General features: G+C 72.6%; 25 protein-coding genes. 15 read left to right on the top strand and 10 right to left on the bottom strand.

The window, feature by feature from the left end; translation table 11 throughout:
- Nucleotides 1-35 precede the first annotated feature (35 nt).
- Entirely contained in the window at nucleotides 36-992 is a 957-nt protein-coding gene (locus tag ACFYOJ_RS33145; RefSeq protein ID WP_356557381.1) for a helix-turn-helix domain-containing protein, read from the bottom strand.
- 82 nt (nucleotides 993-1,074) lie between these two features.
- Nucleotides 1,075-1,947, bottom strand: coding sequence for an SGNH/GDSL hydrolase family protein (locus ACFYOJ_RS33140; RefSeq protein ID WP_356557382.1), 873 nt, complete (start codon nucleotides 1,945-1,947; stop codon nucleotides 1,075-1,077).
- A 344-nt stretch (nucleotides 1,948-2,291) separates the two neighbouring features.
- Between ACFYOJ_RS33140 and htpG the strand changes: the two genes are divergently transcribed.
- On the top strand, nucleotides 2,292-4,187 hold the full coding sequence (gene htpG / locus ACFYOJ_RS33135; protein ID WP_356557383.1) for a molecular chaperone HtpG: 1,896 nt from the start codon (nucleotides 2,292-2,294) through the stop codon (nucleotides 4,185-4,187).
- 87 nt (nucleotides 4,188-4,274) lie between these two features.
- Nucleotides 4,275-4,718: a DUF3093 domain-containing protein gene (locus tag ACFYOJ_RS33130; RefSeq protein WP_356557384.1), complete on the top strand. Its 444-nt coding sequence runs from the start codon at nucleotides 4,275-4,277 to the stop codon at nucleotides 4,716-4,718.
- 116 nt (nucleotides 4,719-4,834) lie between these two features.
- Here the strand turns inward: ACFYOJ_RS33130 and ACFYOJ_RS33125 are convergent, their stop codons facing one another.
- Nucleotides 4,835-5,284 carry a spore-associated protein gene (locus tag ACFYOJ_RS33125; protein ID WP_356557385.1) on the bottom strand — a complete coding sequence of 150 codons (450 nt, stop codon included), beginning with the start codon at nucleotides 5,282-5,284 and terminating at the stop codon, nucleotides 4,835-4,837.
- 158 nt (nucleotides 5,285-5,442) lie between these two features.
- On the opposite strand from ACFYOJ_RS33125, the gene ACFYOJ_RS33120 reads away from it, so the two are divergent.
- Nucleotides 5,443-5,865, top strand: coding sequence for a nuclear transport factor 2 family protein (locus tag ACFYOJ_RS33120; protein ID WP_356557386.1), 423 nt, complete (start codon nucleotides 5,443-5,445; stop codon nucleotides 5,863-5,865).
- A 164-nt stretch (nucleotides 5,866-6,029) separates the two neighbouring features.
- On the opposite strand, the gene nadE is transcribed toward ACFYOJ_RS33120, so the two are convergent.
- From nadE to ACFYOJ_RS33095, 5 genes are all read right to left on the bottom strand, one after another.
- A complete protein-coding gene (gene nadE, locus ACFYOJ_RS33115) occupies nucleotides 6,030-6,860 on the bottom strand; it encodes an ammonia-dependent NAD(+) synthetase (RefSeq protein ID WP_356557387.1) in 831 nt (276 codons plus the stop codon).
- A 98-nt stretch (nucleotides 6,861-6,958) separates the two neighbouring features.
- Nucleotides 6,959-7,768, bottom strand: a complete 810-nt coding sequence (locus ACFYOJ_RS33110; protein WP_356557388.1) for an alpha/beta hydrolase — start codon at nucleotides 7,766-7,768, stop codon at nucleotides 6,959-6,961.
- A gap of 126 nt (nucleotides 7,769-7,894) precedes the next feature.
- On the bottom strand, nucleotides 7,895-9,412 hold the full coding sequence (gene glpK / locus ACFYOJ_RS33105; RefSeq protein WP_356557389.1) for a glycerol kinase GlpK: 1,518 nt from the start codon (nucleotides 9,410-9,412) through the stop codon (nucleotides 7,895-7,897).
- A 22-nt stretch (nucleotides 9,413-9,434) separates the two neighbouring features.
- Nucleotides 9,435-10,280, bottom strand: coding sequence for an MIP/aquaporin family protein (locus ACFYOJ_RS33100; protein WP_356557390.1), 846 nt, complete (start codon nucleotides 10,278-10,280; stop codon nucleotides 9,435-9,437).
- 380 nt (nucleotides 10,281-10,660) lie between these two features.
- Nucleotides 10,661-11,008 carry a hypothetical protein gene (locus tag ACFYOJ_RS33095; RefSeq protein ID WP_356557391.1) on the bottom strand — a complete coding sequence of 116 codons (348 nt, stop codon included), beginning with the start codon at nucleotides 11,006-11,008 and terminating at the stop codon, nucleotides 10,661-10,663.
- Between ACFYOJ_RS33095 and ACFYOJ_RS33090 the strand changes: the two genes are divergently transcribed.
- Nucleotides 11,007-11,795, top strand: coding sequence for a hypothetical protein (locus ACFYOJ_RS33090; RefSeq protein WP_356557392.1), 789 nt, complete (start codon nucleotides 11,007-11,009; stop codon nucleotides 11,793-11,795). The genes ACFYOJ_RS33095 and ACFYOJ_RS33090 overlap by 2 nt on opposite strands.
- Before the next feature lie 390 nt (nucleotides 11,796-12,185).
- Here the strand turns inward: ACFYOJ_RS33090 and ACFYOJ_RS33085 are convergent, their stop codons facing one another.
- Nucleotides 12,186-12,506, bottom strand: a complete 321-nt coding sequence (locus ACFYOJ_RS33085) for an L-rhamnose mutarotase (protein ID WP_356557393.1) — start codon at nucleotides 12,504-12,506, stop codon at nucleotides 12,186-12,188.
- 391 nt (nucleotides 12,507-12,897) lie between these two features.
- Here ACFYOJ_RS33085 and rhaI point away from each other — a divergent pair, with 391 nt between their 5' ends.
- From rhaI to ACFYOJ_RS33040, 9 genes are all read left to right on the top strand, one after another.
- Nucleotides 12,898-14,064: an L-rhamnose isomerase gene (rhaI, locus tag ACFYOJ_RS33080; protein WP_356557394.1), complete on the top strand. Its 1,167-nt coding sequence runs from the start codon at nucleotides 12,898-12,900 to the stop codon at nucleotides 14,062-14,064.
- Nucleotides 14,065-14,127: 63 nt separating this feature from the next.
- Complete coding sequence (locus ACFYOJ_RS33075; RefSeq protein WP_356557395.1) at nucleotides 14,128-16,173, top strand: bifunctional aldolase/short-chain dehydrogenase; 2,046 nt, start codon at nucleotides 14,128-14,130, stop codon at nucleotides 16,171-16,173.
- A gap of 158 nt (nucleotides 16,174-16,331) precedes the next feature.
- Nucleotides 16,332-17,831: a rhamnulokinase family protein gene (locus ACFYOJ_RS33070; RefSeq protein WP_356557396.1), complete on the top strand. Its 1,500-nt coding sequence runs from the start codon at nucleotides 16,332-16,334 to the stop codon at nucleotides 17,829-17,831.
- The gene (locus ACFYOJ_RS33065; RefSeq protein WP_356557397.1) at nucleotides 17,831-18,586 is read left to right on the top strand and encodes a (Fe-S)-binding protein; all 756 of its coding nucleotides are present in this window, start codon (nucleotides 17,831-17,833) and stop codon (nucleotides 18,584-18,586) included. Before ACFYOJ_RS33070 ends, ACFYOJ_RS33065 begins: the two co-directional genes overlap by 1 nt.
- On the top strand, nucleotides 18,583-20,043 hold the full coding sequence (locus ACFYOJ_RS33060) for a lactate utilization protein B (RefSeq protein WP_356557398.1): 1,461 nt from the start codon (nucleotides 18,583-18,585) through the stop codon (nucleotides 20,041-20,043). The genes ACFYOJ_RS33065 and ACFYOJ_RS33060 overlap by 4 nt, the downstream gene beginning before the upstream one ends.
- On the top strand, nucleotides 20,040-20,681 hold the full coding sequence (locus ACFYOJ_RS33055) for an LUD domain-containing protein (protein WP_356557399.1): 642 nt from the start codon (nucleotides 20,040-20,042) through the stop codon (nucleotides 20,679-20,681). The genes ACFYOJ_RS33060 and ACFYOJ_RS33055 overlap by 4 nt, the downstream gene beginning before the upstream one ends.
- A 63-nt stretch (nucleotides 20,682-20,744) precedes the next feature.
- Nucleotides 20,745-21,356 (top strand): DinB family protein, encoded by a 612-nt coding sequence (locus ACFYOJ_RS33050; RefSeq protein WP_356557400.1) that lies wholly within the window; start codon nucleotides 20,745-20,747, stop codon nucleotides 21,354-21,356.
- A 118-nt stretch (nucleotides 21,357-21,474) separates the two neighbouring features.
- Complete coding sequence (locus tag ACFYOJ_RS33045) at nucleotides 21,475-21,936, top strand: hypothetical protein (RefSeq protein ID WP_356557401.1); 462 nt, start codon at nucleotides 21,475-21,477, stop codon at nucleotides 21,934-21,936.
- A 227-nt stretch (nucleotides 21,937-22,163) separates the two neighbouring features.
- Nucleotides 22,164-23,066: a Rieske (2Fe-2S) protein gene (locus ACFYOJ_RS33040; protein WP_356557402.1), complete on the top strand. Its 903-nt coding sequence runs from the start codon at nucleotides 22,164-22,166 to the stop codon at nucleotides 23,064-23,066.
- 44 nt (nucleotides 23,067-23,110) lie between these two features.
- Here the strand turns inward: ACFYOJ_RS33040 and ACFYOJ_RS33035 are convergent, their stop codons facing one another.
- The gene (locus ACFYOJ_RS33035; RefSeq protein ID WP_356557403.1) at nucleotides 23,111-23,758 is read right to left on the bottom strand and encodes a TetR/AcrR family transcriptional regulator; all 648 of its coding nucleotides are present in this window, start codon (nucleotides 23,756-23,758) and stop codon (nucleotides 23,111-23,113) included.
- A gap of 584 nt (nucleotides 23,759-24,342) precedes the next feature.
- Here ACFYOJ_RS33035 and ACFYOJ_RS33030 point away from each other — a divergent pair.
- Together ACFYOJ_RS33030 and ACFYOJ_RS33025 are read left to right on the top strand one after the other, a co-directional pair.
- Nucleotides 24,343-25,704, top strand: a complete 1,362-nt coding sequence (locus ACFYOJ_RS33030; protein ID WP_356557404.1) for a bifunctional o-acetylhomoserine/o-acetylserine sulfhydrylase — start codon at nucleotides 24,343-24,345, stop codon at nucleotides 25,702-25,704.
- Nucleotides 25,701-26,894, top strand: coding sequence for a homoserine O-acetyltransferase (locus ACFYOJ_RS33025; protein WP_356557421.1), 1,194 nt, complete (start codon nucleotides 25,701-25,703; stop codon nucleotides 26,892-26,894). Before ACFYOJ_RS33030 ends, ACFYOJ_RS33025 begins: the two co-directional genes overlap by 4 nt.
- The last annotated feature ends 11 nt before the right edge of the window (nucleotides 26,895-26,905 follow it).

The raw sequence follows: 26,905 nt of genomic DNA, 5'->3' as shown, positions 1-26,905 counted from the left end.
ATCTCGCCAGGCCTCCTGAGGGACTCCCGGAGCGGTCACTCGCCCTGGGCGAAGGTGCGCCGGTATTGAGTCGGTGTGGTGCCCAGGATGCGCTGGAAGTGCAGCCGCAGATTGGCGGCGGTGCCGAGGCCGGTGTCGGCGGCGATCTGCTCGACGCTGCGTCCGGAGCGTTCGAGCAGCTCACGCGCCATGTCGACGCGGGCGCGCATGACCCACTGCATCGGCGTGTACCCGGTGTCCTCGACGAAGCGCCGTGACAGGGTGCGCGGCGACACCGCCGCGTGCCGCGCCAGCGCCTCCAGGGTGAGGGGCTCGCCCAGCCGGCGCAGCGCCCACTCGCGGGTCGCGGCGAACCGCTCGCCGAGCGGCTCGGGCACGCTGCGCGGCACGTACTGCGCCTGGCCCCCGCTGCGGTAGGGCGCCGCGACCAGGCGCCGTGCGGCGTGGTTCGACGCGGCCACCCCGAGGTCGCCGCGCAGGATGTGCAGGCACAGGTCGATGCCGGAGGCGGCGCCCGCCGAGGTGAGCACCCGGCCCTCGTCGACGAACAGCACGTTCTCGTCGACGAGGACGTGCGGATGCCTCGCCGCGAGGGCCCGCGTGTAGTGCCAGTGCGTCGTGGCCCGCCTGCCGTCGAGCAGACCCGTCGCGGCGAGCGCGAAGGCGCCCGTCGAGATCGCCGCGAGGCGGGCGCCCCGGGCGTGCGCGGCGATCAGCGCGTCGACCACGGCCGGCGGCGGGTCCTCGCGGTCCGGGAACCGGTAGCCGGGGAGGAAGACGACATCGGCCCACGCGAGCGCGTCGAGACCGTGGGCGACGTGGTACGACAGGCCGTCGCCGCCGGTCACCGGGCCGGGCGCCGCCCCGCACACCCGCACCTCGTACGGCATGCTGGCCCGGGTCGTGAACACCTGCGCGGGGATGCCCACGTCGAGCGGCTTGGCGCCCTCGAGGACCAGGACGGCGACGCGGCGCAGACGGGAGGCTGACACGGGGCCAGGGTATGCGGGCGGCCGGACCGGTGTGCCGCCGGACGGCCGGGCACCCCGCCCCGCGGGACGCCCGGCCACCGGGTCAGTCCAGGCCGAGGACGTCCATGGTGTGCTCGGCCATACGGCGCTCACCGAGGGCGTTGGGGTGGACGGGGACGAGGCTGTGGCCGAACAGGAGCGGTTCGATCCACCGCGTACCGGAGGGCTTGCAGGCGTCGTGCCCGTCGGAGACCCGCGAGAAGTCCACGTAGGTGACGCCGGTCTCCGCGGCGGCGCGCCGGACGACCGCGTTGAGGTGCGCCTGGATCTGCCGCAGATAGGGCACGTCACCCGCGGCGATCGGCAGCTTCAGGAAGCAGGACGGATCGGCGGTGGCCGGCACGATCCACGGGTAACCCAGCGCCGCCACCCGCGCGTTGGGGGCCTTCGCGCGCACGGTGCGCAGGGCCTCCTTGAGGGCCGGGTACGTCTTGTTCTCGATCTGGTCGTCGAAGGACGTGCCGTGTCTGTCCTTGCAGGGGCTGCCCTTGCCCCCGCTGAGCACGCCCGCGGTGCCGCACGCGGTGACGGCGCCGATGAACGTGCCGTTGTCGTTGCCGCCGATGGTCAGCGTCACCAGGTCGGTGTGCGTGCCGAGCGCGTTCACCTGGGGGGCGACGCCCGGGTACTGGGCCTGGGTGAAGTGCTTGGTCTCGGCGGCGCCGCAGGTGACGTCGTCGAGGCGGGCGCCGGTCGCCGAGGCGATGACGTGCGGGTAGTTGGCGGTGGAACGCAGGCACAGCAGGTTCGTCGGATCCACGGGCAGGACGCCGGAGCCGGCGCTGTAACTGTCGCCGAGGGCGACGTAGTCGAGGGGCGGTGCGGTGCCGGCGGACGCGGTGGTCACGCTGAGGGCCAGCGTGCCGACCGCAGCTATGGTCGTGGTCATGACACGTCGTGCGGCGTGCTTCGGCATGTGCTCTCTCTTCTCGGGAGGCGGGCACGGGAGGCGGGCACGGCGGTGCCTGCGCGGGCGTGCTGGTCGTCGAGAGTGCGGCGGCTCGGGCGAGGTGCGGGGCGGCGGCCGTGGCGAGGGCGGACGCGCACGCCGGCGGCCGTGGTACCGGACGCGAGTTACCGATCGGTTCTACCGATAGGTAATGTGCCCGCGCTCCCTCATCGCGTCAATGTTGCGGACTGAACTTCTCGCGACGGGCGTTGCCGTGACCGCGCCCGACGGGGCTCGGGGGCGGGGCGGGCTGTTCTAAAGTGACATCCGCCAGTGCAGACGACTGCGGATCAGTGAGGTGCACACCGACCATGCCGACCGAAACGTTTGAGTTCCAGGTAGAGGCGCGTCAGCTCCTGCAGCTGATGATCCACTCGGTCTACTCGAACAAGGACGTCTTCCTGCGCGAGCTCGTCTCCAACGCCTCGGACGCGCTGGACAAGCTGCGCCTCGCCGCCCTGCGCGACGACACCCTCGACGCCGACGTCACCGACCTGCACATCGAGCTCGACGTCGACAGGGACGCCCGCACCCTCACCGTGCGCGACAACGGCATCGGCATGTCGTACGACGAGGTCACCAAGCTCATCGGCACCATCGCCCACTCCGGCACGGCCACCTTCCTCAAGGAGCTGCGCGAGGCCGAGCAGGGCGACGGCGCCGACGGGCTCATCGGCCAGTTCGGCGTCGGTTTCTACTCGGGCTTCATGGTCGCCGACGAGGTCACCCTCGTGACCCGCCGCGCCGGCGAGACTCAGGGCACCCGCTGGACGTCCCGCGGCGAGGGCACGTACACCCTCGAGACGGTCGACGAGGCGCCGCAGGGAACCTCCGTCACCCTCCACCTCAAGCCCGCCGACCCCGAGAACCAGCTCCACGACTACACCTCCGTCTGGAAGCTGAAGGAGATCGTCAAGCGGTACTCGGACTTCATCACCTGGCCGATCCGCCTCGTCCCCGGGAAGGACGACGACAAGGCCGGCGAGCCCGAGACCCTCAACTCGATGAAGGCCCTGTGGGCGCGCCCGCGCGACGAGGTCTCCGAGGACGAGTACCACGAGCTGTACAAGCACATCGGCCACGACTGGCGCGACCCGCTGGAGACCATCCGGCTGCAGGCGGAGGGCACCTTCGAGTACCAGGCCCTGCTCTTCGTCCCCTCCCACGCCCCGCACGACCTGTTCACCCAGGGCTACCGGCGAGGCGTGCAGCTCTACGTGAAGCGCGTCTTCATCATGGACGACTGCGAGGAACTCCTCCCGCCCTACCTGCGCTTCGTCAAGGGCGTCGTCGACGCACAGGACCTCTCGCTCAACGTCTCGCGCGAGATCCTCCAGCAGGACCGCCACATCCGCATGATCCAGCGCCGCCTGACCAAGAAGGTCCTGTCGACGGTGAAGGACATGATGGCGTCCGCGCCGGACCGCTACGCCACGCTGTGGCGGGAGTTCGGCGCCGTCCTCAAGGAAGGACTCGTCACCGACGCCGAGAACCGCGACGCGATCCTCGCCGTCTCCTCGTTCGCCACCACGCACGACGCGGAGAAGCCGGCCACGCTCAAGGAGTACGTCGAGCGGATGAAGGACGGGCAGGACGCCGTCTACTACATGACGGGCGAGTCCCGGCAGGCCATGGAGTCCTCACCGCACATGGAGGCCTTCCGGGCCAAGGGCGTCGAGGTCCTGCTGCTCACCGACCCCGTGGACGAGGTCTGGGTCGACGCGGTGGGGGAGTACGAGGGCAAGCGGCTGCGGTCGGTCGCCAAGGGCGAGATCGACCTCGACGGCGACCGGGACGGGAAGGCCGGAACCGAGAAGGAGCAGCGGAGCGAGGAGTACGCCGGACTGCTCGGCTGGATGACCGAGCACCTGAGCGAGGACGTCAAGGAGGTCCGCCTGTCCTCGCGTCTCACGGTCTCCCCGGCCTGCGTCGTCTCCGACGCCGACGACCTCACGCCCGCGCTGGAGAACATGTACCGGGCGATGGGCCAGGAGGTGCCGCACGCCAAGCGGATCCTCGAACTCAACCCGGAGCACCAGCTGGTCAAGGCCCTGAACCGGGCCTGGACCGAGCGCGACGACCGCACGGAGGTCAGCGAGACCGCCGAACTGCTCCACGCCCTCGCGGTACTCGCCGAGGGAGGCCGGCCGCAGGAGCCCGCCCGGTTCGTGCAGCTCGTGGCGGACCGCCTGGAGCGCACGCTGTAGTACCGCCCGCCGCGTACGGCGACCCGCGCACCGCCCGCCCCGGTGGGCGGTGCGCGGGCCGCCGGGCGGAGCTGAGAAGGTGAGCGCATGCGTCTGTACGAAGAACGTCTCGGCGTCCCGAAGGCCGCGTTCTGGCTCGCCGCCCTGCTGAGCGTGATGGCCGCCCTCGTCCTGCTGCCGTTCGGACCCGTCGCCGCCGTCTCCGCTCTGGTGGTCGTCGCCGGCCTCACCGCGCTGGGGCTGCACGCCTACGGATCCGCCGCCATCGTGGTGACGGACCGCCACCTGACGGCCGGGCCGCTCCGGTTCCCCCTCTCCGCCCTCGGCATGGTGGAGATCCTCGACGCCGAGGAGGCGTTCCTCTGGCGCACCCGGCGGGCCGACGTACGGGCGAAGATGCTGGTGCGCAGCCACGTGCCGACCGCGCTGCGCATCGAGATCGACGACCCGGACCGCGCCGTTCCCTACCTCTACCTCTCCACCCGAAGGCCGGCCACCCTGCTGGCCGTGCTCTCCTTCGCCCGCCGCTGACCGGAGACGCTCCTTTCCGGCCACGAGTCCGCCTGCCCGTCCGGCCGCCGACAGGGCGAGGCCCCGGCGGCAGCGCCGTGCGCTGCGCCGGGGCGGGATTCGCCGGCCGAGGCGGATCAGCGGGTCGTGGTGACCCGTTCCTCCTTCAGGGCCGCGCAGTTGGAGCCGGTGACATGCACGGACACGCCGCCGATGCTGCCGCCCCAGTCCACACAGTGCCCCTTGCCGTAGGCGCGGACCGGACCCGCGTACGACCTGTACCTTCCGTAGTCCCCGTCCCTCTGCTCGGTGTCGGGGACGTAGATGTAGGCGGACATGTCGACGGCCGTGCCCGTGGTGTTGCGGATGGTCACGACGCAGTTCCTGCCGTTGACGGCGTTGTAGGTCAGGTAGACCGTGCCCCTGGAGCCGATGGGCGCGGAGTTCACCGTCCTGTAGCCGCTGCCGCAGACGGTCTGCGGCGTGACGCTCGCCGCGGCGGAGGCGGGCGCCGCCAGGGCGGTCGCGCCGCCCACGGCCACGGCCGCCAGCGCGGCCGTGGCCGCCAGAGAACGACTGTTCATCATATTTCCCCCTTGTCGGGACTTGGAGCCGGTCGGTGATCCTGTCGGTTATGACACCTGGAACACGGTAAGGGTTGTGTGTCCGTCAGTTCCGGATTGAGTGGGCGTCCTTACGTCCGGGGTAATCGACGGCGCGTCGGATCCGCGGCACAGTCGGTGCCATGACGACGAACACCGCCCTCGCGGACGCCACCCGTGCCACCGTCGAGAAGTTCCTCGCCCTGCGCCTCGCGGGCGACACCGAAGGACTCACCGCGCTCTTCGCCGACCGCGTCGACTGGCTGCTCGCCGAGAACCCGATGGTCCCCTGGATCAGGCCGCGCTCCACGGCCGCCGAATGCGCCGCGCAGTCCGCGGAGATGGCGGAGCACACCGTGCCCGAGGACGCCCGGGCGTCCGTCGACGCCTTCCTCGTCGACGGCACCGATGCCGTCCTGACGGGCCACGTCTTCGGAACCGTACGCGCGACGGGCAAGTCCTTCTCCGGCCCCTTCGCGCTGCGCCTCACCGTCGAGGACGGCCGGATCACCCGGCACCACCTGTACGAGGACGGCGTGTCGATCGCGGCGGCCTGCACACCCTGACGGCGACGGCGTCCCGGCCGCAGGCCGTGTTCCGCCGGACGGTTCCGGACGGCACACTGCCGAGAGGCGCACCGCTGGCACCGCGGGACACGGCCGCCGCACGCGGACGGCCCGGACCGCCCGGCACCAGCCGGACCGTCCGGGCCGCCCCGCGCCCGCCGGTCTCACGGACCGATCGGCATCCGGCGCTTGTGGTCGGTCAGCCGGTAACGGGCGACGATCGTCTCGAAGTCCTTCTCGGCCACCGGCTTGCCCTCCAGGAAGTCGTCGATGGTCTCGTAGGTGACGCCGAGGGCGTCCTCGTCGGCCTTCCCGGGGTCGAGGGTCTCCAGATCGGCCGTCGGGACTTTGCGCACCAGCTCGGCGGGCGCGCCCAGCGCGTCCGCGACGGCACGCACCCGGCGCTTGGTGAGCCCCTCCAGCGGGACGACGTCGGCGGCACCGTCACCGAACTTGGTGAAGAAGCCGGAGACCGCCTCGGCGGCGTGATCGGTCCCGACGACCAGACCGCCGTGCGCGCCGGCCACGGCGTACTGGGCGATCATGCGCTGCCGGGCCTTGACGTTGCCCTGCACGAAGTCCTGGTGGCGGGCGTCGCGGAAGGCCACGTCGGCGCCGAGCAGGGACTCGAGCATGGCGTCGCTCGCGGGCTTGATGTCCACGGTCAGCACGTGGTCGGCCTTGATGAAGGCCAGCGCGCGCTGCGCGTCGTCCTCGTCGGCCTGGACGCCGTGGGGCAGCCGCATGGCGTAGAAACTCGCCTCGTGGCCCTGTGCGCGGACCCGCTCGACGGCCAGCTGGCACAGCCGGCCGGCGGTGGTCGAATCCACGCCCCCGCTGATCCCGAGGACCAGGCAGCGCAGGCCCGTGGAGGTCAGCCGCTCGGCGAGGAAGGCCACCCGGCGTTCGATCTCGGTCTCGGCATCGAAGCTCTCCGCGACCCCCAGTTCCCGGGCGATCTCCAACTGAAGGGCGGTGGACGCCGGCTCACTCAATGTCGCTCCCTGTGTCGCTTCGCACGTGATATGACGCCCAGCCTACCCAGACGGGCCCGGCGGACACGGGGGCGGACCGGCCGGCCGGCGGGGGCGGGTCATGCCGTGCCGCCGCCACCGTTCCCGGGGGCCGGCGCACGGCGGACGGGCATCATCGTCTCGACGGCGTCCTGCCCGAGGTGCTCGAGGACCAGCCGGCCGACCAGGTCCGGCTTCTCCAGCGGGACCAGGTGGGAGGCGCCCGGCACCACCGCCAGCCGGGAATCCGGGACCGCCCGGTACAGGGTGGACGTGTGCTCGAGCGTCATCAAGTCGTCGTCACCCACCAGGACGAGGGTGGGCGCCTGCACGCGCGCCAGGTCCTCCTCGGTGAGCGTGGGCTGGGTGCGCCACATGTCGATCACCTTCGCGGCGGCCACCGGCCAGTGGTCCGCGCCGTCGGGTGCGACCGCCTCGTACAGCTCGCGGAAGAACGCGAGGCCGGGTCCGTCCGGTGTCATCGCGTCGAGCACCCCGGGCTCGGCGAAACTCTCGGCGGCGGGGCGGAAGGTGGTGCCGATCAGCACGGCCTTGCGGACCAGGTCGGGGCGCGCGGCGGCGACGAGCAGGGCGACGACGCCCCCGTCGCTCCAGCCGACCAGGTGCGCCGGCCCCTTCACGACCGTCTCCAGGAAGGCCACCGTGTCGTCGGCCATGTCCCGGTAGGTCAGCGGCCCTTCGACGTCGGGGGTGTGCCCGTGGGCGCGCCGCTCGGGCAGGAGGAGACGGTACTCGGCGGCGAGGGCGGGCCGCAGGGGACCCCATGTGTCGTTGGTGCAGAAGCCGCCGTGCAGCAGGACCAGCGGATCCCCGGCGCCCTCCGTCTCGTACCACGTCCTGACACCAGGAAGGTCCGCGTAGTCTCCCATGGTTCCCGTTCCGGCCCTTTCCGGTCTCTTCCGGTCCTTCCGGCCCTCTTTCCTGTCCTTGTCCGGGCCTCGTCGTCGCCGGCCGCTCTCCGGGCGGCCGGCGGGAATCGCCGGACAGGGCGGCCTCTAGGGCACCTTGACCCAGTCGAGGGTGCGTTCCACCGCCGCCTTCCAGCCCGCGTAGCCCTCGGCCCGGCGCTCCTCGGACCACTGCGGCTCCCACCGCCTGGACTCCTGCCAGTGCGTGCGCAGTTCGTCGGTGCTGTGCCAGAACCCGGTGGCCAGCCCCGCCGCGTAGGCGGCGCCGAGCGCGGTGGTCTCGGCGACGACGGGCCGGCTGACCGGGACGCCGAGGACGTCGGCCTGGATCTGCATGCACAGGTCGTTGGCGGTCACCCCGCCGTCGACCTTGAGTACGTCGAGATGGACCCCGGAGTCCTGCTCCATCGCCTCGACGACGTCCCGGCTCTGATAGCAGATGGCCTCCAGGGTGGCGCGCGCCAGATGCGCGTTGTCGTTGTAGCGCGCCAGGCCGACGATCGCCCCGCGGGCGTCCGAGCGCCAGTAGGGCGCGAACAGACCGGAGAAGGCCGGGACGAAGTACATGCCGCCGTTGTCCTCGACGGTCCGGGCCAGTTCCTCGCTCTCCGCCGCACTCCTGATGATCTTCAGCTGGTCGCGCAGCCACTGCACCGCGGACCCGGTGACCGCGATGGAGCCCTCCAGCGCGTAGACGGCGGGAGCGTCCCCGAACCGGTACGCCACGGTGGTCAGCAGCCCGTGTCGCGAACGGACCGGCTCCGTACCGGTGTTGAGGAGCAGGAAGTTACCGGTGCCGTAGGTGTTCTTGGCCTCGCCGGGGGAGAAGCAGACCTGTCCGACGGTGGCGGCCTGCTGGTCGCCGAGCACCCCGGCGATGGGGATGGCGGCCTGCAGCGGCCGGGAGGTCCGGGTCGTGCCGTAGGCCTCCGGATGGGAGGACGGCTTGATGGCGGGCAGCATCGGCCGGGGGATGCCGAAGAAGCCCAGCAGTTCGTCGTCCCAGTCCAGGGTCTCCAGGTCCATCAGCATGGTCCGGCTCGCGTTGGTCACGTCCGTGGCGTGGATGCCGCCGTTCGGACCGCCGGTCAGGTTCCACAGCACCCAGGCGTCCGTGTTGCCGAACAGCGCGTGCCCCCGCTCCGCCGCCTCGCGCAGCCCGTCGACGTTCTCCAGCAGCCACTGGATCTTCCCGCCGGAGAAGTACGTCGCCGGCGGCAGCCCGGCCTTGCGGCGGATGACGTCGCCCCGGCCGGAGCGTTCGAGGTCCGCCGCGATGGAGGCGGTACGGGTGTCCTGCCACACGATGGCGTTGTAGTAGGGGCGGCCGTTGCGCGGGTCCCAGACCACCGTGGTCTCCCGCTGGTTGGTGATGCCGATGGCGGCCAGGTCGGTCGGCGACAGGCCGCCGTAGCGCAGTGCGTTCTGCATCACCGAGTTGGTGCGTTCCCAGATCTCCACCGGGTCGTGCTCCACCCAGCCGGAACGCGGCAGGATCTGCTCGTGCTCCAGTTGGTGCCTGGCGACCTCGTTGCCGCCATGGTCGAAGATCATGAATCGGGTGCTGGTGGTGCCCTGGTCCACCGCTCCGACGAAGTCAGCCATGATGCCGCCCTGGTGATCGCAGTCAGTCTTCGGGAGCCGGGACACGCCCCGGCGGCTCGGGTTCCGCCGACGGCAGGAACCGGGCGATGAAGGCCTTGTACAGGCCCGCGCCGAGCAGGCCGCCGATCAGCGGCGCGACGATCGGCACCCAGAAGTAGAGGTTTCCGTACTGGTCCCGCCACGCCCCGCCGTACCCCGTCAGGAAACTGGCCAGCCGGGGCCCGAAGTCACGGGCCGGGTTGATCGCGTACCCCGCGTTGGTGCCGAAGGCCATGCCGATCGCCACCACGACCAGGCCGATGACGAAGGGGGCGAGGTTGGCCCCGGGCGGTGTGTTCAGCAGGTCGGTGATGGCCATGATGAGCAGCAGCAGGATCGCCGTACCGATCACCTGGTCCCGGAACGCGCCCCACTCGTGCACGGGGAGGTTGGTGTTGCCGTTGGCGGGGAGGGTCGAGAACACGGTCTGCGTCTTGACGGTGTGACCGGGGTCGGCCTTCGCCAGCGCCTCCGTGTAGTTCCAGCGCACCAGCAGCGCCGCGACGAACGCCCCGGCCGTCTGGGCCAGCGAGTACGGCAGCACCTTGCGCCAGGAGAAACCCCGGAACGCCGCGAGCGCGACCGTCACCGCGGGGTTGAGATGGGCACCGCTGAGGCGGGCCGCCACGTACACGCCCAGGGTGACACCGAGACCCCACGCCCACGCGATGCTGTCGTGGTCGCCGAGTCCTCCGACCGGATCCGTCAGGTCCCCGCCTGCCGCGACCTGGGCCACCACGCCGCAGCCGAACAGGATGAGGATCATGGTCCCGAGGAATTCGGCGGACAGCTCACCGGCCAGCCCGGACCTTGCCCGTCGCTCAGTCATGGAAGCTCACCCTCCGCCGGAACATCCGGCTCTCGACCGCTCGAGTCCGCTGTCAGGCAGATTAGGGCCGGTTGCGGAAGCGGCGCCTGTCGCGAGGCGTCCGGCACCGTGCTCTCGCCGTACCGCCCGGAAGCCCGGGAGAACCGGTACGAGGGCTTCAGGACGGCACGCTGGACGCCGCCGGGAGAGGGAGCCGTACGCACCCGAACAGCCTGGTGCGTACGCGGAAGCGGTGCCCTCGCCCCCTGTCGGAGGCGACCACGGGCGGATTACGGCATTCGAGTGACGCGGGGCTGGGTGGGCGACACCGGAACCGGGGGGAGCCGTACAACCATGTGAGCCTCCGGTGAGTCTCCTGAGCGATCACGCCGTGATCGGACTCATGAGGAGACCATCATCAGCGCCATACGCAAGACCCTGACCGCCACCGCCGTCGTCGGTGCCGTCCTCGCGGGCTCGGCCGCCTGCGGAACGGCGGAGCAGCTCTCCGCCGGCCAGAAGCTCGACCGGGCCTTCGAGAAGCTCGGCAAGGAGAAGACGCTCTCGTTCGAACTCGACCTGGACACCGACGCCGCCTCGCTGAAGGCGCTGGCCGCGCAGTCCGAGCCCGAGCCCGGCGAGGAGATCCCGGACGAGGCCGTCGAACTGCTCGGCGGGGCGAAGATCGCGGTCACGGTGGAGTCGAAGAAGCCGATCGAGGAGTCCGGCGAGAAGGATCTCGTCGGCATGGCCATGAAGGTCAGCGGCCCGTCCGGTGACCTCGTCGAGTACCGCCTGGTCGGCGACCACATGTACCTCCGTACCGACGTCGACGCCCTCGGCGACGCCATGGGCAGCCCCGCCCCGGCCGCCGAGGACCTGCCCGCGGAGGCCGGCGGCCTCAAGGACGCCCTCGAGGGCAAGTGGGTGAAGATCAGCACCAAGGAGGTGGAGGAGGCGGCCGCCGGAGGGGAGGAGGAGCAGGGCGACCCCGCGCCCGAGCCGTCCCTCGACGCCAAGACGCAGCAGAAGCTCATGAAGGCCTTCCGGACGGTCGTCGCCCGTGAGGTGGAGTTCAAGACGTCCGACGGCGACGGCGGCACCGAGCATGTCACCGCCACGGCGCCCTTCCGCACGCTGATCGCCGAGCTGCTGGGCGAGATCCGCCCGTTGACGAAGGACCTCCCGCCCGGCATGGAGCTGCCGACGGACAAGGATCTGAAGGAGGTCCCCGACAAGAAGGTGACGGCGGACTTCACCCTCGAGAACGGCGAGCTGACCCAGGTCGACGTGGATCTCGCCGAGCTGGCGGAGAACGCCGAGGTCAAGAAGTTCGGCCTGACCCTGCGGATGAGCAAGGGCACGCGCCCCACCGCTCCGGCCGGCGCCACCGAACTGAATCCGGCGGATCTCATGGGCGGATTCTTCACCGAGGCGGGGATGGAGGAATTCGCGCCGGCCGACGGCGAGTTCCCCGAAGAAGGCTTCCCTGAAGAAGGTTTCCCCGAGGAGGGCTTCACCGAGGACGAGTTCTGACCGTTCCGAGCGTGAACACCGGGGCGCCGGGCCCGTACGGCGGACTTCCGTACGGGCCCGGCGCCTTGTGAATCCCGGAGGGAGGCCGAGCACTTCGGCCTCCCTCCGCGCGTTCCGGGCCCTGCCGCCCGGGGCGGACCCGGCGGAGAACGGGTCGCCCATGTCCAGGACGAGCACCGCCACGACCCGGCTGCGGCCGGCCCTCGGCCGCCGGACGTTCCCGCTGTGCAGATGCCCCGGGCGCATGATCACCTGCTCCCCGTCCGCCCCGTCCGCCCCGTCCGCCCCGTCCGCCGCGCGACGAGGCCGGGCCGGTCGGGCACATGGGACCCCGTGCCGCCGGCACCCCCGCCTCCCGGGACCCGGCCGGCGGCGGGAGCCGGGCGCCGGTCACGCCAGGTGGAAGACCTCGGTGAGCGGACGCATGGCGGCATCGGGCGCCTGCCCGTCGAGTTCCTCGAAGAACTCCGCCATCTCGGCCTGCCAGCGGGCGTTCACCTCGGTGGCGTCCATGGCCGCGCGGGCGGCGTCGAAGTCGTCGGTCTCGAGATAGCCGACGAGCAGGCCGTCCTCCCGCAGGAAGAGGGAGTAGTTGCGCCAGCCGGCCTCGGTGAGGGCGGCGCGCATGTCGGCCCACACCTCCCGGTGGCGCTCGCGGTACTCGGCGGTCTTCTCGGGGCGGACCTTCAGAAGGAAGCAGACGCGCTGCATCGGATCACCTCGCTGCCCAGGGGTGGCCCGACGAAGGCCCACCGCGGTCGTCACGGACGTGGTCACGGCCGAAAACGGGTACGGGCCGACGCCGGCCCTGCCGGCTCACACTGCGGACCCCGCCGGCCCCGCCCGCGGTGAGGCTCCCGGAGCCACTCGCCCGGAAAGTCCCCCGCCCCGACGCTCGACGCCCCCGCTATGAATTGTTTCAACCGGACCACCGGAAGCTAGCCCCGGCCCATGGAAGGCGTCAAGAGACTGGAGTGGGCAGTTCGACAGAACCCCTTGACGGGGATACCGGCAAGGGCTAGTTTCGGCGCGGCCTGAATCGATTCATACGACCGGTCTCCAAGCGCCCCACGAGGGGCGACTCGCGCTTCCAGAGGTGGACATGCCTGACATCACTGCTGTGAAAACCGCACTCGCCGAGCAGCGGGTCGAGACGCCTTCCTGGGGCTACGGCAACTCCGGGACGCGTTTCAAGGTCTTCGCGCAGCCCGGCGTGCCGCGTACCCCGCGCGAGAAGCTGGACGACGCGGCCAAGGTGCACGAGTTCACCGGCATCGCCCCCCGGGTGGCGCTGCACATCCCCTGGGACAAGGTGGACGACTACGCGGCGCTCGCCGCCCACGCGAAGGACCGCGGCCTGGAGCTGGGCGCCGTCAACGCCAACGTGTTCCAGGAGGACGACTACAAGCTCGGCAGCGTCTGCCACCCGGACGCCGCGGTGCGGCGCAAGGCGCTCGCGCACCTCATGGAGTGCGTCGACATCATGGACGCCACCGGCTCGCGCGATCTGAAGCTGTGGTTCGCCGACGGAACCAACTACCCCGGCCAGGACGACGTCGCCGCCCGCCAGGACCGCCTCGCCGAAGCCCTGCAGGCCGTCTACGAGCGCCTCGGCGACGACCAGCGGATCCTCCTGGAGTACAAGCTCTTCGAACCCGCCTTCTACACGACCGACGTCCCCGACTGGGGCACGGCCTACGCGCACTGCCTCAAGCTCGGCGACCGGGCGCAGGTCGTCGTCGACACCGGCCACCACGCGCCCGGCACCAACATCGAGTTCATCGTGGCCCTCCTGCTGCGCGAGGGGAAGCTGGGAGGCTTCGACTTCAACTCCCGCTTCTACGCCGACGACGACCTCATGGTCGGCGCCGCCGATCCCTTCCAGCTCTTCCGGATCATGCACGAGGTGGTGAAGAACGGCGGGCTGGACCCCGCCGCCGGCGTCGCCTTCATGCTCGACCAGTGCCACAACATCGAGGCGAAGATCCCCGCCGTCATCCGTTCCGTGATGAACGTGCAGGAGGCCACCGCCAAGGCCCTGCTCGTCGACGCCGAGGCGCTGGCCGCGGCCCAGGCCGAGGGCGACGTCCTGGCCGCCAACGCCGTGCTGATGGACGCGTACAACACCGACGTGCGCCCGCTGCTGGCCGAGGTCCGCGAGGAGAAGGGCCTGCACCCCGACCCCGTCGCCGCCTACCGCGCCAGCGGCTGGCAGGAACGGATCGCCGCCGAACGCGTGGGCGGCGAACAGGCCGGCTGGGGCGCGTGACCGCCCCGGATCCCCTCGCGCCGCCACACTCCGCCGTCGTCCCCTTCCGAAGGAAAGAACACCATGGCCTCCGCCCTCCACCCCGAAGTCGCCGAACTCCTGGCGCGCTCGCACCGCCTGGGCTCGGACCCCCGCAACACCAACTACGCCGGCGGCAACACGTCCGCCAAGGGCACCGCCACCGACCCGGTCACCGGCGGCGAGACGGAACTGCTGTGGGTCAAGGGCTCCGGCGGCGACCTGGGCACCCTGAAGGCCGAGGGGCTGGCCGCGCTCCGCCTCGACCGGCTGCGCGCCCTGAAGGACGTCTACCCCGGCGTCGAGCGCGAGGACGAGATGGTCGCCGCGTTCGACTACTGCCTGCACGGCAGGGGCGGCGCCGCGCCGTCCATCGACACCGCCATGCACGGCCTGGTCGACGCGGCCCACGTGGACCACCTGCACCCCGACTCCGGGATCGCGCTGGCCTGCGCGGCCGACGGCGAGAAACTGACCGCCGAGTGCTTCGGCGACAAGGTCGTCTGGGTGCCGTGGCGGCGCCCCGGATTCCAGCTCGGCCTGGACATCGCCGCCGTCAAGGAGGCCAACCCGCAGGCCGTCGGCTGCATCCTCGGCGGCCACGGCATCACCGCCTGGGGCGCCACCTCGAAGGAGTGCGAGGCCAACTCCCTGTACATCATCCGCACCGCCGAGGCGTTCCTCGCCGAGAAGGGCCGCCCCGACCCCTTCGGACCGGTGACCGAGGAGCACGCGCCCCTGCCCGAGGCGGAGCGCCGCGCCCGCGCCGCCGCGCTCGCCCCGCACATCCGCGCCCTCGCCTGCGCCGACCGTCCCCAGGTCGGCCACTTCACCGACGACGACGTCGTACTGGACTTCCTCTCCCGCGCCGAGCACCCGCGCCTCGCCGCCCTCGGCACCTCCTGCCCCGACCACTTCCTGCGCACCAAGGTCCGCCCGCTCGTCCTGGACCTGCCGGCCGGCGCCCCGCTGGAGCAGGCGGTCGCCCGCCTGCAGGAACTGCACACCGAGTACCGCGCCGAGTACCGGGCCTACTACGAGCGGCACGCCGTCCCCGGCTCGCCCGCCATGCGCGGCGCCGACCCCGCCGTCGTCCTCGTGCCCGGCGTGGGCATGTTCTCCTTCGGCAAGGACAAGCAGACCGCCCGGGTCGCCGGCGAGTTCTACATCAACGCCATCAACGTGATGCGCGGTGCCGAGGCCGTCTCCTCCTACAGCCCCATCGAGGAGTCGGAGAAGTTCCGCATCGAGTACTGGGAGCTGGAGGAGGCCAAGCTGCGCCGGATGCCCGCGCCCAAGCCGCTGGCCACCCGCGTCGCCCTGGTCACCGGCGCCGGTTCCGGCATCGGCAGGGCCATCGCCCACCGCCTCGCCGCCGAGGGCGCCTGCGTCGTCGTCGCCGACCTCGACACCGGGAAGGCGGAAGCCGTCGCGGAGGAGATCGGCGGACCCGACCGGGCCGTGGCCGTCACGGTCGACGTCACCAGCGAGGAGCAGATCGAGCGGTCCTTCGCCGAGGCGGTCCTCGCCTTCGGAGGCGTCGACCTGGTCGTCAACAACGCCGGCATCTCCATCTCCAAGCCGCTGCTGGAGACCACCGCCGGGGACTGGGACCTCCAGCACGCCGTCATGGCCCGCGGCTCCTTCCTCGTCTCCCGCGAGGCCGCCCGGGTGATGACCGCCCAGAAACTCGGCGGCGACATCGTCTACATCGCTTCCAAGAACGGCGTCTTCGCCGGCCCCAACAACATCGCCTACGGCGCCACCAAGGCCGACCAGGCCCACCAGGTACGGCTGCTCGCCGCCGAGCTCGGCGAACACGGCATCCGCGTCAACGGCGTCAACCCCGACGGGGTCGTCCGCGGCTCCGGCATCTTCGCCGGCGGCTGGGGCGCCGAGCGGGCCGCCGTGTACGGCGTGGAGGAGGAGAAGCTGGGCGAGTTCTACGCCCAGCGCACCCTGCTCAAGCGCGAGGTGCTGCCCGAGCACGTGGCGAACGCGGTCTTCGCCCTCACCGGCGGCGACCTCACCCACACCACCGGCCTGCACATCCCGGTGGACGCGGGCGTCGCCGCGGCCTTCCTGCGCTGACCCGGGAACACGCCCCTGGTGCCGGTGCGCACACGCACCGGCACCAGGGGCGTACCACCGGCCGGCGTACGGCCCCGCACCACCCGCCCCGCCTACCTGCCGGCCCTCGCCGGCCCGCCCCGACCGCTCCTCGCCGCGCACAGCGGAGGTACCACCACGTGACCACCACCCCGGCCTCCCCGGCCCTTCCCCCGGCGTTCGCCGCGGTCGATCTCGGGGCCACCAGCGGACGGGTGATCCTCGGCCGTGTCGCACCGGACAGCCTCGCCCTGACCGAGGTCCACCGGTTCCCCAACATCCCCGTCCGCCTGCCCGACGGACTGCACTGGAACCTGCTCGCGCTCTACCAGGGCACCGTCGACGGCCTGCGGGAAGCCGCCCGGGCCGGCGCAGTGGCCTCCGTCGGCGTGGACACCTGGGCGGTGGACTACGGACTCCTCGACGCCGACGGCGTACTCCTCGGCACCCCGTACCACTACCGGGACGGCCGCACCGACGGCGCCGCCGAACGGATCCGCCCCCACGTCGGGCCCGAGGAGCTGTACCGGATCACCGGGCTGCAGCACCTGCCGTTCAACACCGTCTTCCAGCTCGCCTCGGCCGCCGGCAGCAGCCAGCTGCGGGCCGCCCGCACCCTGCTGCTCATCCCCGACCTGCTGGTCCACTGGCTGACCGGCTCCCTCGGCGCGGAGATCACCAACGCCTCCACCACCGGCCTCCTCGACGCCCGCACCGGCACCTGGTCCGCAGAGCTCCTGGAACGGCTCTCCATCGACCCCGGCCTGCTGCCGCCCCTGCGCCGCCCCGGCGACCCGGCCGGCACCCTCCTGCCGCACGTCGCCGCCCACACCGGACTCGACGCGAGCACCCCGGTCGTCACCGTCGCCTCGCACGACACCGCCTCCGCCGTCGCCGCCGTCCCGGCCACCGAACCGCACTTCGCCTACATCTCCTGCGGCACCTGGTCCCTGGCCGGCCTCGAACTGGACGCCCCCGTCCTCACCGAGGCGTCCCGCCGGGCGAACTTCACCAACGAGCTCGGCGTGGACGGCACCGTCCGCTACCTCCGCAACATCATGGGCATGTGGCTGCTGGAGGAGTGCCGCCGGACCTGGGACGCCCAGGGCCTGCCCACCCGCCTCCCGGACCTCCTCGCCGAGGCCGCCCGCGCCCGCCCCCTCGCCGCGGTCATCGACCCGGACGACCCCGGCCTCCTCGCCCCCGGCGACATGCCGGAACGCATCCGGGACCACTGCCGCCGCACGGACCAGCCGGCCCCCGACAGTCAGGGCGCCGTCGTCCGCTGCATCCTGGAGAGCCTCGCCCTGGCCCACCGCCGCACCCTCAGGCAGGCCGCCGAACTCGCCGGCCGCGACATCACCCACATCCACCTCGTCGGCGGCGGCTCCCGCAACGAGCTGCTGTGCCGGCTCACCGCCGACGCCACCGGCCTGCCCGTCATCGCCGGGCCCGCCGAAGCCACGGCCCTCGGCAACATCCTGATCCAGGCCAGAGCGGCCGGACGGACGGCCGGCCTCGCCGCGATGCGCCGCCTCGTCGCCTCCACCCAGGACCTCAGGCGCTACAGTCCTCGCGGTGACAGCGCCGCCTGGGACGCGGCGGCCGCCAGGCTCACCCCCGCCCGAACGGAACCCTGATGCGCGTAGCCCTCTTCGCCACCTGCGTCAACGACGCGCTCTACCCGTCCACCGCGATCGCCACCGTCAGGCTGCTCGAACGCCTCGGGGTCGAGGTGGACTTCCCCGCCGCGCAGACCTGCTGCGGCCAGCCCCAGTACAACACCGGCTACCGGCACGCCACCGAACCCCTGGTGCACCGCACGGCCCGCGCCTTCGACGGCTACGACCACGTCGTCACCCCCTCCGGCTCCTGCGTCGCCATGGTCCGCGACAACTACCCGCGGATCGGGGCCAGGGCGGCGGCCGAGGGACGCGGCACGGAACTGGCCGACGCCGCCGCCTCCCTCGTGCCGCGCGTCCTCGAACTCACCGAGTTCCTCGTCGACGTGCTGGGCGTGACGGACGTGGGGGCCTACTTCCCCCACACGGTCACCTACCACCCCTCGTGCCACGGACTGCGCATGCTCGGCCTGGGGGAGCGGCCGCGCCGGCTGCTGCAGGCGGTCGAGGGACTCGAACTGATCGAACTGCCGGGCGCCGAGGAGTGCTGCGGTTTCGGCGGCACCTTCGCCGTGAAGAACGCGGACGTCTCCGAGGCGATGGGCGACGACAAGATCCGCAACGCGCTGTCCACCTCCGCCGAGGTGCTGTGCGGTGCCGACAACTCCTGCCTGATGCACCTCGGCGGCATGCTGCGCCGCCGGGACGCCCCCCAGCGGGCCCTGCACCTCGCGGAGATCCTGGCGAGCACGAAGGAGGAACCGCTGCGATGAGCGGGACGTACCTGGGGATGCCGGCCTTCCCCGAGGCGGCGCGGGACGCCGTACGGGACACGACGCTGCGCGCCAATCTGCGGCACGCCACGCACACGATCCGGGACAAGCGGGCACGTGCGGTGGCGGAACTGGACGACTGGGCGCGGCTGCGCGAGGCCGGCAGACGCATCAAGGACCACACGCTGCGCCATCTCGACCGGTACCTGGTGCAGCTGGAGGAGAAGGTCACGGCGGCGGGCGGCACCGTGCACTGGGCCGCCGACGCGGCCGAGGCCAACGCGATCGTGGCCCGCCTGGTGGAGGAGACCGGCGAGAGCGAGGTCGTCAAGGTCAAGTCGATGGCCACCCAGGAGACCGGCCTCAACGAGGCGCTCGAGGCCCGGGGGATCCGCGCCTACGAGACCGACCTGGCCGAGCTGATCGTGCAGCTGGGCCGGGACCGGCCCTCGCACATCCTCGTCCCCGCGATCCACCGCAACCGCGGCGAGATCCGGGACATCTTCCGCACGCGGATGGGCGCCTGGGGCCGCCCGGCCCCCGAGGACCTGACCGACACCCCCGCGGAGCTGGCCGAGGCGGCACGCCTCCACCTGCGGGAGAAGTTCCTGCGCGCCAAGGTCGGCATCTCCGGCGCCAACTTCATGGTCGCCGAGACCGGCACCCTCGTCGTCGTGGAGTCCGAGGGCAACGGCCGCATGTGCCTGACCCTGCCCGAGACCCTCATCTCCGTCGTCGGCATCGAGAAGACCGTGCCGGCCTGGCGGGACCTGGAGGTCTTCCTGCAGACCCTGCCCCGCTCCTCCACCGCCGAGCGCATGAACCCCTACACGTCCATGTGGACCGGCACCACCGGCGGCGACGGCCCCCGCGTCTTCCACCTGGTCCTGCTCGACAACGGCCGCACCGACACCCTCGCCGACGAGGTCGGCCGCCAGGCCCTGCGCTGCATCCGCTGCTCGGCCTGCCTCAACGTCTGCCCCGTCTACGAACGCGCCGGCGGCCACGCCTACGGCTCGGTCTACCCCGGCCCCATCGGCGCCATCCTCAGCCCCCAACTGCGCGGCACGGCAAGCGACATCGACGCCTCCCTGCCCTACGCCTCCTCCCTGTGCGGCGCCTGCTACGAGGTCTGCCCCGTCGCCATCGACATCCCCGAGGTCCTCGTCCACCTGCGCGAACGCGTCGTCCAGGGCGGGCCGGCCGTCCGCGACGGCAACAAGACCGTCCTGAAACCCGCGAAGGGACACGCCGCCGAACGGGCCGCGATGCGCGCCGCCCAGTGGGCGTTCACCCACCCCGGCGCCCTGCGCGCCGGGCAGCGCCTCGCCTCGCGCACCCGCCGCCTCCACCCCCGCACCCTGCCCGGCCCCGGCCGCGCCTGGACCCGCAGCCGGGACCTGCCCGCCGTTCCCCCCGAACCCTTCCGTGACTGGTGGAGGAAGAACCGCTCATGACGTCCCCGACCTCCTCCCGCGACCGCGTGCTCGGCCGGGTCCGCAGGGCCCTCGCGAACGCACCCGAGGTTCCGGAGATCACACGCGACTACCTGACGAGCCACACCCCCGACGACCCGGCCGCGGTCCTCGACCTCCTCCACGAGAACCTCGCCGACTACCGGGCGATCGTGCACCGCAGCACCCCGCAGGACCTCCCGGCGCTCATCGGCCGGCTCCTCGCCGGCCACGACGCGCACACCGTCGTCGTACCGCCCGGCCTCCCCGACGCCTGGCTGGCCGCCTCCGGGGCCCGGCGGCTCACCGACGACGGCCCCCTCACCCCGGACGAGCTCGACGCCGCCGACGCCGTCGTCACCGGCTGCGCGCTGGCCGTCGCGGAGACCGGCACCCTCGTCCTCGACGCCGGACCGGGGCAGGGCAGGCGCGCCCTCACCCTCGTACCCGACCTGCACATCTGCGTCGTCGACACCCGCACCCAGATGGTCGCCTCCGTCCCCCACGCCCTCGCACGCCTCGAACCGGCCCGCCCGCTGACGTGGATCTCCGGTCCCTCGGCGACCAGCGACATCGAACTCGACCGGGTCGAGGGCGTCCACGGACCCCGCACCCTGGAGGTCGTCCTGCTGGTGGACTGACAGCGCCCGCACGGACTTCCGGGAAGAGGAACGCACAGCACACACGAACGGCAGACTGACCCCATGACGACGACGGATCCCAAGGCCGACCTCCGCTTCTACCTGCAGTCCGCCCGCGACGCCCTGCTGTGGAAGCTCGAAGGGCTCCCGGAGTACGAGGTCCGCCGCCCGGCGACACCCACCGGCACCAACCTCCTGGGCCTGGTGAAGCACGCGGCGAGCGTCGAACTGGGCTACCTCGGCGACACCTTCGGCCGCCCCTCCGGCGAACCGCTGCCCTGGCTGGCGGACGGCGCCGAACCCAACGCCGACATGTGGGTCACCGCCGACGAGTCACGCGAGTACATCGTGGACCTCTACCGCCGGGCGTGGCTCCACGCGGACGCCACGATCGACGCGCTGCCGCTGGACACGATCGGCACGGTGCCGTGGTGGCCCGCCGGCAGGAACGAGGTGACGCTGCACCACGCCGTGACACGGGTCGTCGCCGACACCCACCGCCACGCCGGCCACGCCGACATCGTCCGCGAACTCACGGACGGCGCCGTGGGGATGAACAAGGGCAACGACAGCATGCCGCCGGGCGACCCGTCCTGGTGGGAGAACCACCGCAACCGCCTGGAACAGGCAGCCCGCCAGGCCGGCCGGCGAGCCACCCCCACCCCGACCGACTGAAACAGCCCCCGGAAACCACCGGCCACGCGTCAGCTTCGCTCCGGGGCCGTCCCTCCTTGCGGTGACCGGCCCGTGTGGTGCCGCGCGCCGGGTGCCCGGGGTGCCGCACAGTGGGCCGGTGCCATCTCGCTCGCTGCCCCTGACGGTGCTGGTCCTGCTGAGCGTCACGGGCTGTGCCACCGTGACGTCCGCCGACCGGCCTTCCGACGACCGCCCCCGGGGCGTCCGCGTACCGGCCGCGCAGCCGCCGTCGGCGACGCCCACACCCCGGCCGGTCACGCCCCCCTCGCAGCGCTCCACCCTGGTGCGGAGCGAAACGGACCGTCCGCACCGCACGCCTCGGAGCGACCGCGGTCCCGAGGGCCGGGCGGAGGCGTCCGCGGACCGGACCCGCCCCACGACGCGGCCGGTCACCCGGCCCGCTCCCCGGCGCACCGCACAGCCACCCGCGAAGACGCGCCGTATCGTCCCGCCGGTACGGCCGCAGCCCCACCCGGAACAGATGCGCGAGCTGTGCCGCCGGGCCGACGGCACCGCGTCCGCCGACATCGTGGACCTCTGCCACCGGGCCTGGGGATGACGGAGGCGACGGCCGAGAGGCCGGCACAGGCCCCGTGCGCGCTGCCCTCGCCGGGAACTCCGGCTCGACCACACGAGGACGGGGGAGGGAGCGACGGGGCGGTGACTCAGGCCCGTACCGGCCACCACGCACGCCTCCCCACCCGCTGACCTGCCCCCGACGTTTCCCGGAGCCGCCCGGGGCTACTCGGCCGTCCCATCGAGTAGGACGCCGACCGGGAGGACCGTATGGCGCAGCAAGGCCCCCGAGGAGTTCTGTACGCACTGGACCGCCTGGAGAGCTGGCCCGGGGCCGACCGGGTCATCGCGTCCCTGCAGCGGACCGCCAGGTCCCTTCCGCTGGGGCCGGTCCGGGACGTCCTGCACGGACGCCCACTGGGCCACCCGGCGCACCCGATGCTGGTGCAGGTGCCCGTGGGCACCTGGCTGTCGGCGACCGTCCTCGACCTGCTGCCGGGAGTGCGCCGCGGTCCGGGCGCGCTCATCGGCGTCGGACTGGCCGCCGCCCTCCCCGCAGCCGTGTCCGGCTGGGCGGACTGGGCCGAACTGCACCGTGAGCAGCAGCGCGTCGGCCTCGTCCACGCCCTCGCCAATTCCGCGGCCCTGGGCGCGTTCACCGGCTCCCTCGTCGCACGCTCCCGGGGCCGCCACACCCTCGGCAAGAGGCTCGGCCTGCTCGGACTCGCGCTGACCGGGACCGGGGGAGCGCTGGGCGGCCACCTGGCCTACCGGCAGGCGTCCGGTGCCAACCACGCCGAGTACGTCCCGCACGTGGTGCCCGCGGGCTGGCACACGCTGGGCAACCTGGAGGACTTCCCCGTCGGACGCGCGGTACGCCGGCAGATCGCCGGCGTACCGGTCATGGTGGTGCGCGAGACGGAGAGCACCGTGCACGTGCTGGCCGAGCGCTGCAGCCACATGGCGGGCCCTCTGTCGGAGGGGGACGTCGCCGACGGCTGTGTCCGCTGCCCCTGGCACGGCAGCGTCTTCCGGCTGGCCGACGGGTGGAACGTCAAGGGGCCGGCGACCGCACCCCAGCCCGCCTTCGACACCCGCACCACCGACGGCTGCGTCGAGGCCCGGCTACGACGCCGGCCGGACAGCGAGCCGGACACCCCGGCCGAGCCCTGACGCTCCGGGCCTCAGGCACCCGGACCCGCACCAGGCCCTCCCGCTCACCGGGAGGGCCTGGTGATCACCCGGTCCAACAGCTCGGGGCCGAGCGGCGGGCGGCCGAAGGAGACCTCCGGGTTCCTCAGGCCGGCGACGGCCACGTCGAGGTACCGCTCCCAGGCGTCCGGCGCGATGCCGTCGGTGGCGGCGATGACACCGCGCAGCCCCCAGACGACCCCGACGAGGTCGGACAGGGCCACATCGGCGGAGACCACACCTTCCTCCTTGCACTGTTCGAGCAGGTCGGCGGCCAGGGCGTAGAGATGTTCGCGCTGTCCGGGAGCGGCCATCTCCCCGAACGTGCCCGGCAGCACGCCGTGGCCGAGGGCGAGATGCAGCCCGACGGCACCCAGGAAGTGCCGCAGCCGCTGGTCGGCCGGCCGGGAGAGGGCCTGCCGGGCATGGGCGAGGAGCCGTTCGTAAAAGGCCTCGGCCAGCCTCTCGCGCAGGAGGTCGGGAGTGGGGAAGCGGCGGTAGAGCGCGGCCGGGGACAGTCCCGCCTCGCGGGCGATCTGGGCCATGCTCGCGAGCGGCCCCAGTCGTCGCATCGCCGCCGCCACCGTCCACAGCAGCTCCTCCTCACCCGGCTGCGGCATGTCCTCGCCCGGAGAGCCGGCTGTCGTACCGCTGTCGTTCGCTCGCTCACCCACAACGGCTCCTCACCGCCTGCAGTCGGTCCCACCTCCGCAGACCAAGCGTGACAGGGGCGGACACACCCGGCACGCCCTGGCACGCCGCTCCCGGGTTCCGGCCGCGCCCCGCGAGCAGATGGTCACCGCGCCTGCGGGGCGGGGCCCGTGCAGTACGCCCGGCTCCGGAGCCGCGTTCCGGCGCCCGCACGTCGGCACCCCGAACCACGTTTCATGACAGCGGTGTTGCGGCTCCATGTCAGTGTCCGCGACGCGGCCGGCCGCGCTGGAGTTCCACCGTCCGCCTGTGCTTGCCTGACCGCATGACCGTGCTCGTGACCCGCCGCCACGTCGACCACGTGCGTGTCACCACCACGGGCTGTACCGCCCGCGGCTGAGACCTCGCCCGGTCCGCGCACCACGTCCCCCGCACCGCACCGACCGCTGCCCGCGTCCGGGCACGGCTCTCGGCCCTGCGGTCTCTCCTCGCGCACCGACGCACCGGGTCCTTCCGGGCGATGCCCGCCCACCGTCCCCTCCGCCTCCGGCCCCACGGCCCTCCGTCCTCCGTCCGCATCCCCTCCACCGCACAAGGGAGCAGCACCATGAGCCAGCCGATCGACTCCGTCACCGCCGGTCACACGCCCGACGAGGAGCCCACCGGGTCCGGCACCCCGGCGTGGTCCTTCGAGACCAAGCAGGTCCACGCGGGCGCCGCACCGGACCCGGCGACCGGCGCCCGGGCGACGCCGATCTACCAGACGTCGTCGTTCGTGTTCCGGGACACCCGGCACGCCGCCGACCTGTTCTCGCTCGCCGAGCCCGGCAACATCTACACCCGCATCCACAACCCGACCCAGGACGTCTTCGAGCAGCGCGTCGCCGCCCTGGAGGGCGGCGTCGCGGCGGTGGCCCTGGCGTCCGGACAGGCGGCGCAGACCCTGGCGCTCCTCACCCTGGCCGGCTCCGGTGACCACATCGTCTCCAGCGCCTCCCTGTACGGAGGCACGTACAACCTGTTCCGGCACACGCTGCCGAGGTTCGGCATCGAGGTGTCCTTCGTCGACGACCCGGACGACCTCGACGCCTGGCGGGCTGCGATCCGGCCCGGCACCAAAGCCCTCTTCGCCGAGACACTGGGCAACCCGCGCGGCAACGTGCTCGACGTCCGGGCCGTGGCGGACGTCGCGCACGGAGCCGGAGTCCCGCTGGTAGTGGACAACACGGTGCCCACGCCGTACCTGCTCCGGCCCATCGAGCACGGCGCCGACGTCGTCGTCCACTCGGCCACCAAATTCCTCGGCGGGCACGGCACCACCATCGGCGGCGTCGTCGTCGACGGCGGGACCTTCGACTTCGGCGCCGGCACCGGGCGCTTCCCCGGCTTCACCGAGCCCGACCCCAGCTACCACGGCCTGCGGTACTGGCCCGCGCTGGGACCCGGCGCCTTCGCCGTGAAGCTCCGGGTCCAGCTGCTGCGCGACCTCGGCCCCGCGCTCTCCCCGCACTCCGCCTTCCTGCTGCTGCAGGGCGTGGAGACGCTCAGCCTGCGCATCGAGCGGCACTCCGCGAACGCCCAGGCCCTGGCCGAATGGCTGGAGCAGCGCGACGAGGTCGCCACCGTCCACTACCCGGGACTGCCTTCCAACCGCTGGTACGACGCCGCCCGGCGCTATCTGCCCCGCGGCGCCGGCGCCGTGCTGGCCTTCGAGCTGCGTGACGGTGCCGAGGCGGGCAGGCGCTTCGTGGACGGGGTCGAACTCTTCAGCCACCTCGCGAACATCGGAGACGTCCGCAGCCTCGTCATCCATCCCGCGTCCACCACGCACAGCCAGCTGGACGAGACGCAGCTGGAGGCCGCCGGCGCCGCACCCGGCCTGGTGCGGCTCTCGGTGGGCATCGAGAACCTCGCCGACCTGAAGGCCGACCTGGAGGCCGGGTTCCGGGCGGCGAAGGGCGCGCTCTGAACGCCGTACCGGCACCTGCGCAGACCCCCCTCCCGCCGGCCTCCGGGGCCTGGCGGGAGGGGGACCCGCCCGGGCGCCGCCGTTGGTACGAGCGCGACACACCGCTCCGTCTCGAAGCGGGCGGCCGGCTGCCCGGCCTGCGCCTCGCCTACGAGACCTGGGGCCGGCTCGCACCGGACCGCTCCAACGCCGTGCTGGTACTGCACGCCCTCACCGGGGACAGCCACGTGGCCGGCCCCGCCGGGCCCGGACACCCGACTCCCGGCTGGTGGGACGGGCTCGTCGGGCCCGGACGGGCGATCGACACGGACCGCTGGTACGTCGTCGCCCCCAATGTCCTCGGCGGCTGCCAGGGCAGTACGGGCCCCGCCTCCGTCCGTCCGGACGGACGGCACTGGGGCGGCGACTTCCCGTTCCTGACCCAGCGCGACCAGGTGGCCGCCGAGGCGGGCCTGGCGGACGCACTGGGCGTCGACCGCTGGGCCCTGGTGGTGGGCGGCTCGATGGGCGGCATGCGGGCACTGGAATGGGCCGTCACACATCCCGAACGGACCGACGCGCTCCTGCTGCTCGCCACGACGGCCGCCGCGAGCGCCGAGCAGATCGCGTGGGCCGACATCCAGCTGCGCGCCATCCGCTCCGACCCGGACTGGCACGGAGGCCACTACCACGCCACCGGCCGGCAGCCGCACACGGGACTCGGTCTCGCCCGGCGTCTCGCCCACGTCACCTACCGCAGCGAGCCGGAACTGCAGACGCGTTTCGGCCGCACCGCCCAGGGCGCGGAGGACCCGTGGTCCGGCGGGCGCTACCAGGTCGCCTCCTATCTCGACCACCACGCCGCCAAGCTGGTGCGCCGCTTCGACGCGGGCAGCTACGTCGTGCTGTGCGAGGCCATGAACAGCCACGACATCGGCCGCGGCCGCGGTGGTGTGCGCGCCGCGCTGAACCGGGTGACCGCCAGGACCCTGGTGGCCGGGGTCGGCTCCGACCGGCTCTATCCGCCGTCCCAGCAGGCGGAGTTGGCCGCGGGCATCGGCACGTCGGACGGCCTGCGGATCATCGAGTCCCCCTACGGCCACGACGGCTTCCTCATCGAGGTGGACCAGGTCGCCGCGCTCGTGGAGGAACTCCTGCCCCGTGCCCGCCGTACCAGCGGGACGTCTGCGGCGCGGGGGAGTACCCGGTGACGACGGCCGGC

It is taken from the genome of Streptomyces sp. NPDC006384, assembly GCF_042870695.1.
Classification (GTDB): Bacteria; Actinomycetota; Actinomycetes; order Streptomycetales; family Streptomycetaceae; genus Streptomyces.
This window is presented reverse-complemented; position numbering and strand designations above follow the sequence as displayed.

Excerpts from the sequence above, each read along its gene's own strand:
- ACFYOJ_RS33130 (WP_356557384.1), top strand. The coding sequence starts at position 4,275 with ATGCGTCTGTACGAAGAACGTCTCGGCGTCCCGAAGGCCGCGTTCTGG.
- ACFYOJ_RS33095 (WP_356557391.1), bottom strand. The coding sequence starts at position 11,008 with ATGCCGACGAGATCCTTCTCGCCGGACTCCTCGATCGGCTTCTTCGAC.
- ACFYOJ_RS33125 (WP_356557385.1), bottom strand. The coding sequence starts at position 5,284 with ATGATGAACAGTCGTTCTCTGGCGGCCACGGCCGCGCTGGCGGCCGTG.
- ACFYOJ_RS33085 (WP_356557393.1), bottom strand. The coding sequence starts at position 12,506 with ATGCAGCGCGTCTGCTTCCTTCTGAAGGTCCGCCCCGAGAAGACCGCC.
- ACFYOJ_RS33075 (WP_356557395.1), top strand. The coding sequence starts at position 14,128 with ATGGCCTCCGCCCTCCACCCCGAAGTCGCCGAACTCCTGGCGCGCTCG.
- ACFYOJ_RS33030 (WP_356557404.1), top strand. The coding sequence starts at position 24,343 with ATGAGCCAGCCGATCGACTCCGTCACCGCCGGTCACACGCCCGACGAG.
- ACFYOJ_RS33050 (WP_356557400.1), top strand. The coding sequence starts at position 20,745 with ATGACGACGACGGATCCCAAGGCCGACCTCCGCTTCTACCTGCAGTCC.
- ACFYOJ_RS33060 (WP_356557398.1), top strand. The coding sequence starts at position 18,583 with ATGAGCGGGACGTACCTGGGGATGCCGGCCTTCCCCGAGGCGGCGCGG.
- ACFYOJ_RS33110 (WP_356557388.1), bottom strand. The coding sequence starts at position 7,768 with ATGGGAGACTACGCGGACCTTCCTGGTGTCAGGACGTGGTACGAGACG.
- ACFYOJ_RS33090 (WP_356557392.1), top strand. The coding sequence starts at position 11,007 with ATGGCCATGAAGGTCAGCGGCCCGTCCGGTGACCTCGTCGAGTACCGC.
- rhaI (WP_356557394.1), top strand. The coding sequence starts at position 12,898 with ATGCCTGACATCACTGCTGTGAAAACCGCACTCGCCGAGCAGCGGGTC.
- ACFYOJ_RS33120 (WP_356557386.1), top strand. The coding sequence starts at position 5,443 with ATGACGACGAACACCGCCCTCGCGGACGCCACCCGTGCCACCGTCGAG.
- ACFYOJ_RS33100 (WP_356557390.1), bottom strand. The coding sequence starts at position 10,280 with ATGACTGAGCGACGGGCAAGGTCCGGGCTGGCCGGTGAGCTGTCCGCC.
- htpG (WP_356557383.1), top strand. The coding sequence starts at position 2,292 with ATGCCGACCGAAACGTTTGAGTTCCAGGTAGAGGCGCGTCAGCTCCTG.
- ACFYOJ_RS33040 (WP_356557402.1), top strand. The coding sequence starts at position 22,164 with ATGGCGCAGCAAGGCCCCCGAGGAGTTCTGTACGCACTGGACCGCCTG.
- ACFYOJ_RS33065 (WP_356557397.1), top strand. The coding sequence starts at position 17,831 with ATGCGCGTAGCCCTCTTCGCCACCTGCGTCAACGACGCGCTCTACCCG.
- ACFYOJ_RS33055 (WP_356557399.1), top strand. The coding sequence starts at position 20,040 with ATGACGTCCCCGACCTCCTCCCGCGACCGCGTGCTCGGCCGGGTCCGC.
- ACFYOJ_RS33140 (WP_356557382.1), bottom strand. The coding sequence starts at position 1,947 with ATGCCGAAGCACGCCGCACGACGTGTCATGACCACGACCATAGCTGCG.
- glpK (WP_356557389.1), bottom strand. The coding sequence starts at position 9,412 with ATGGCTGACTTCGTCGGAGCGGTGGACCAGGGCACCACCAGCACCCGA.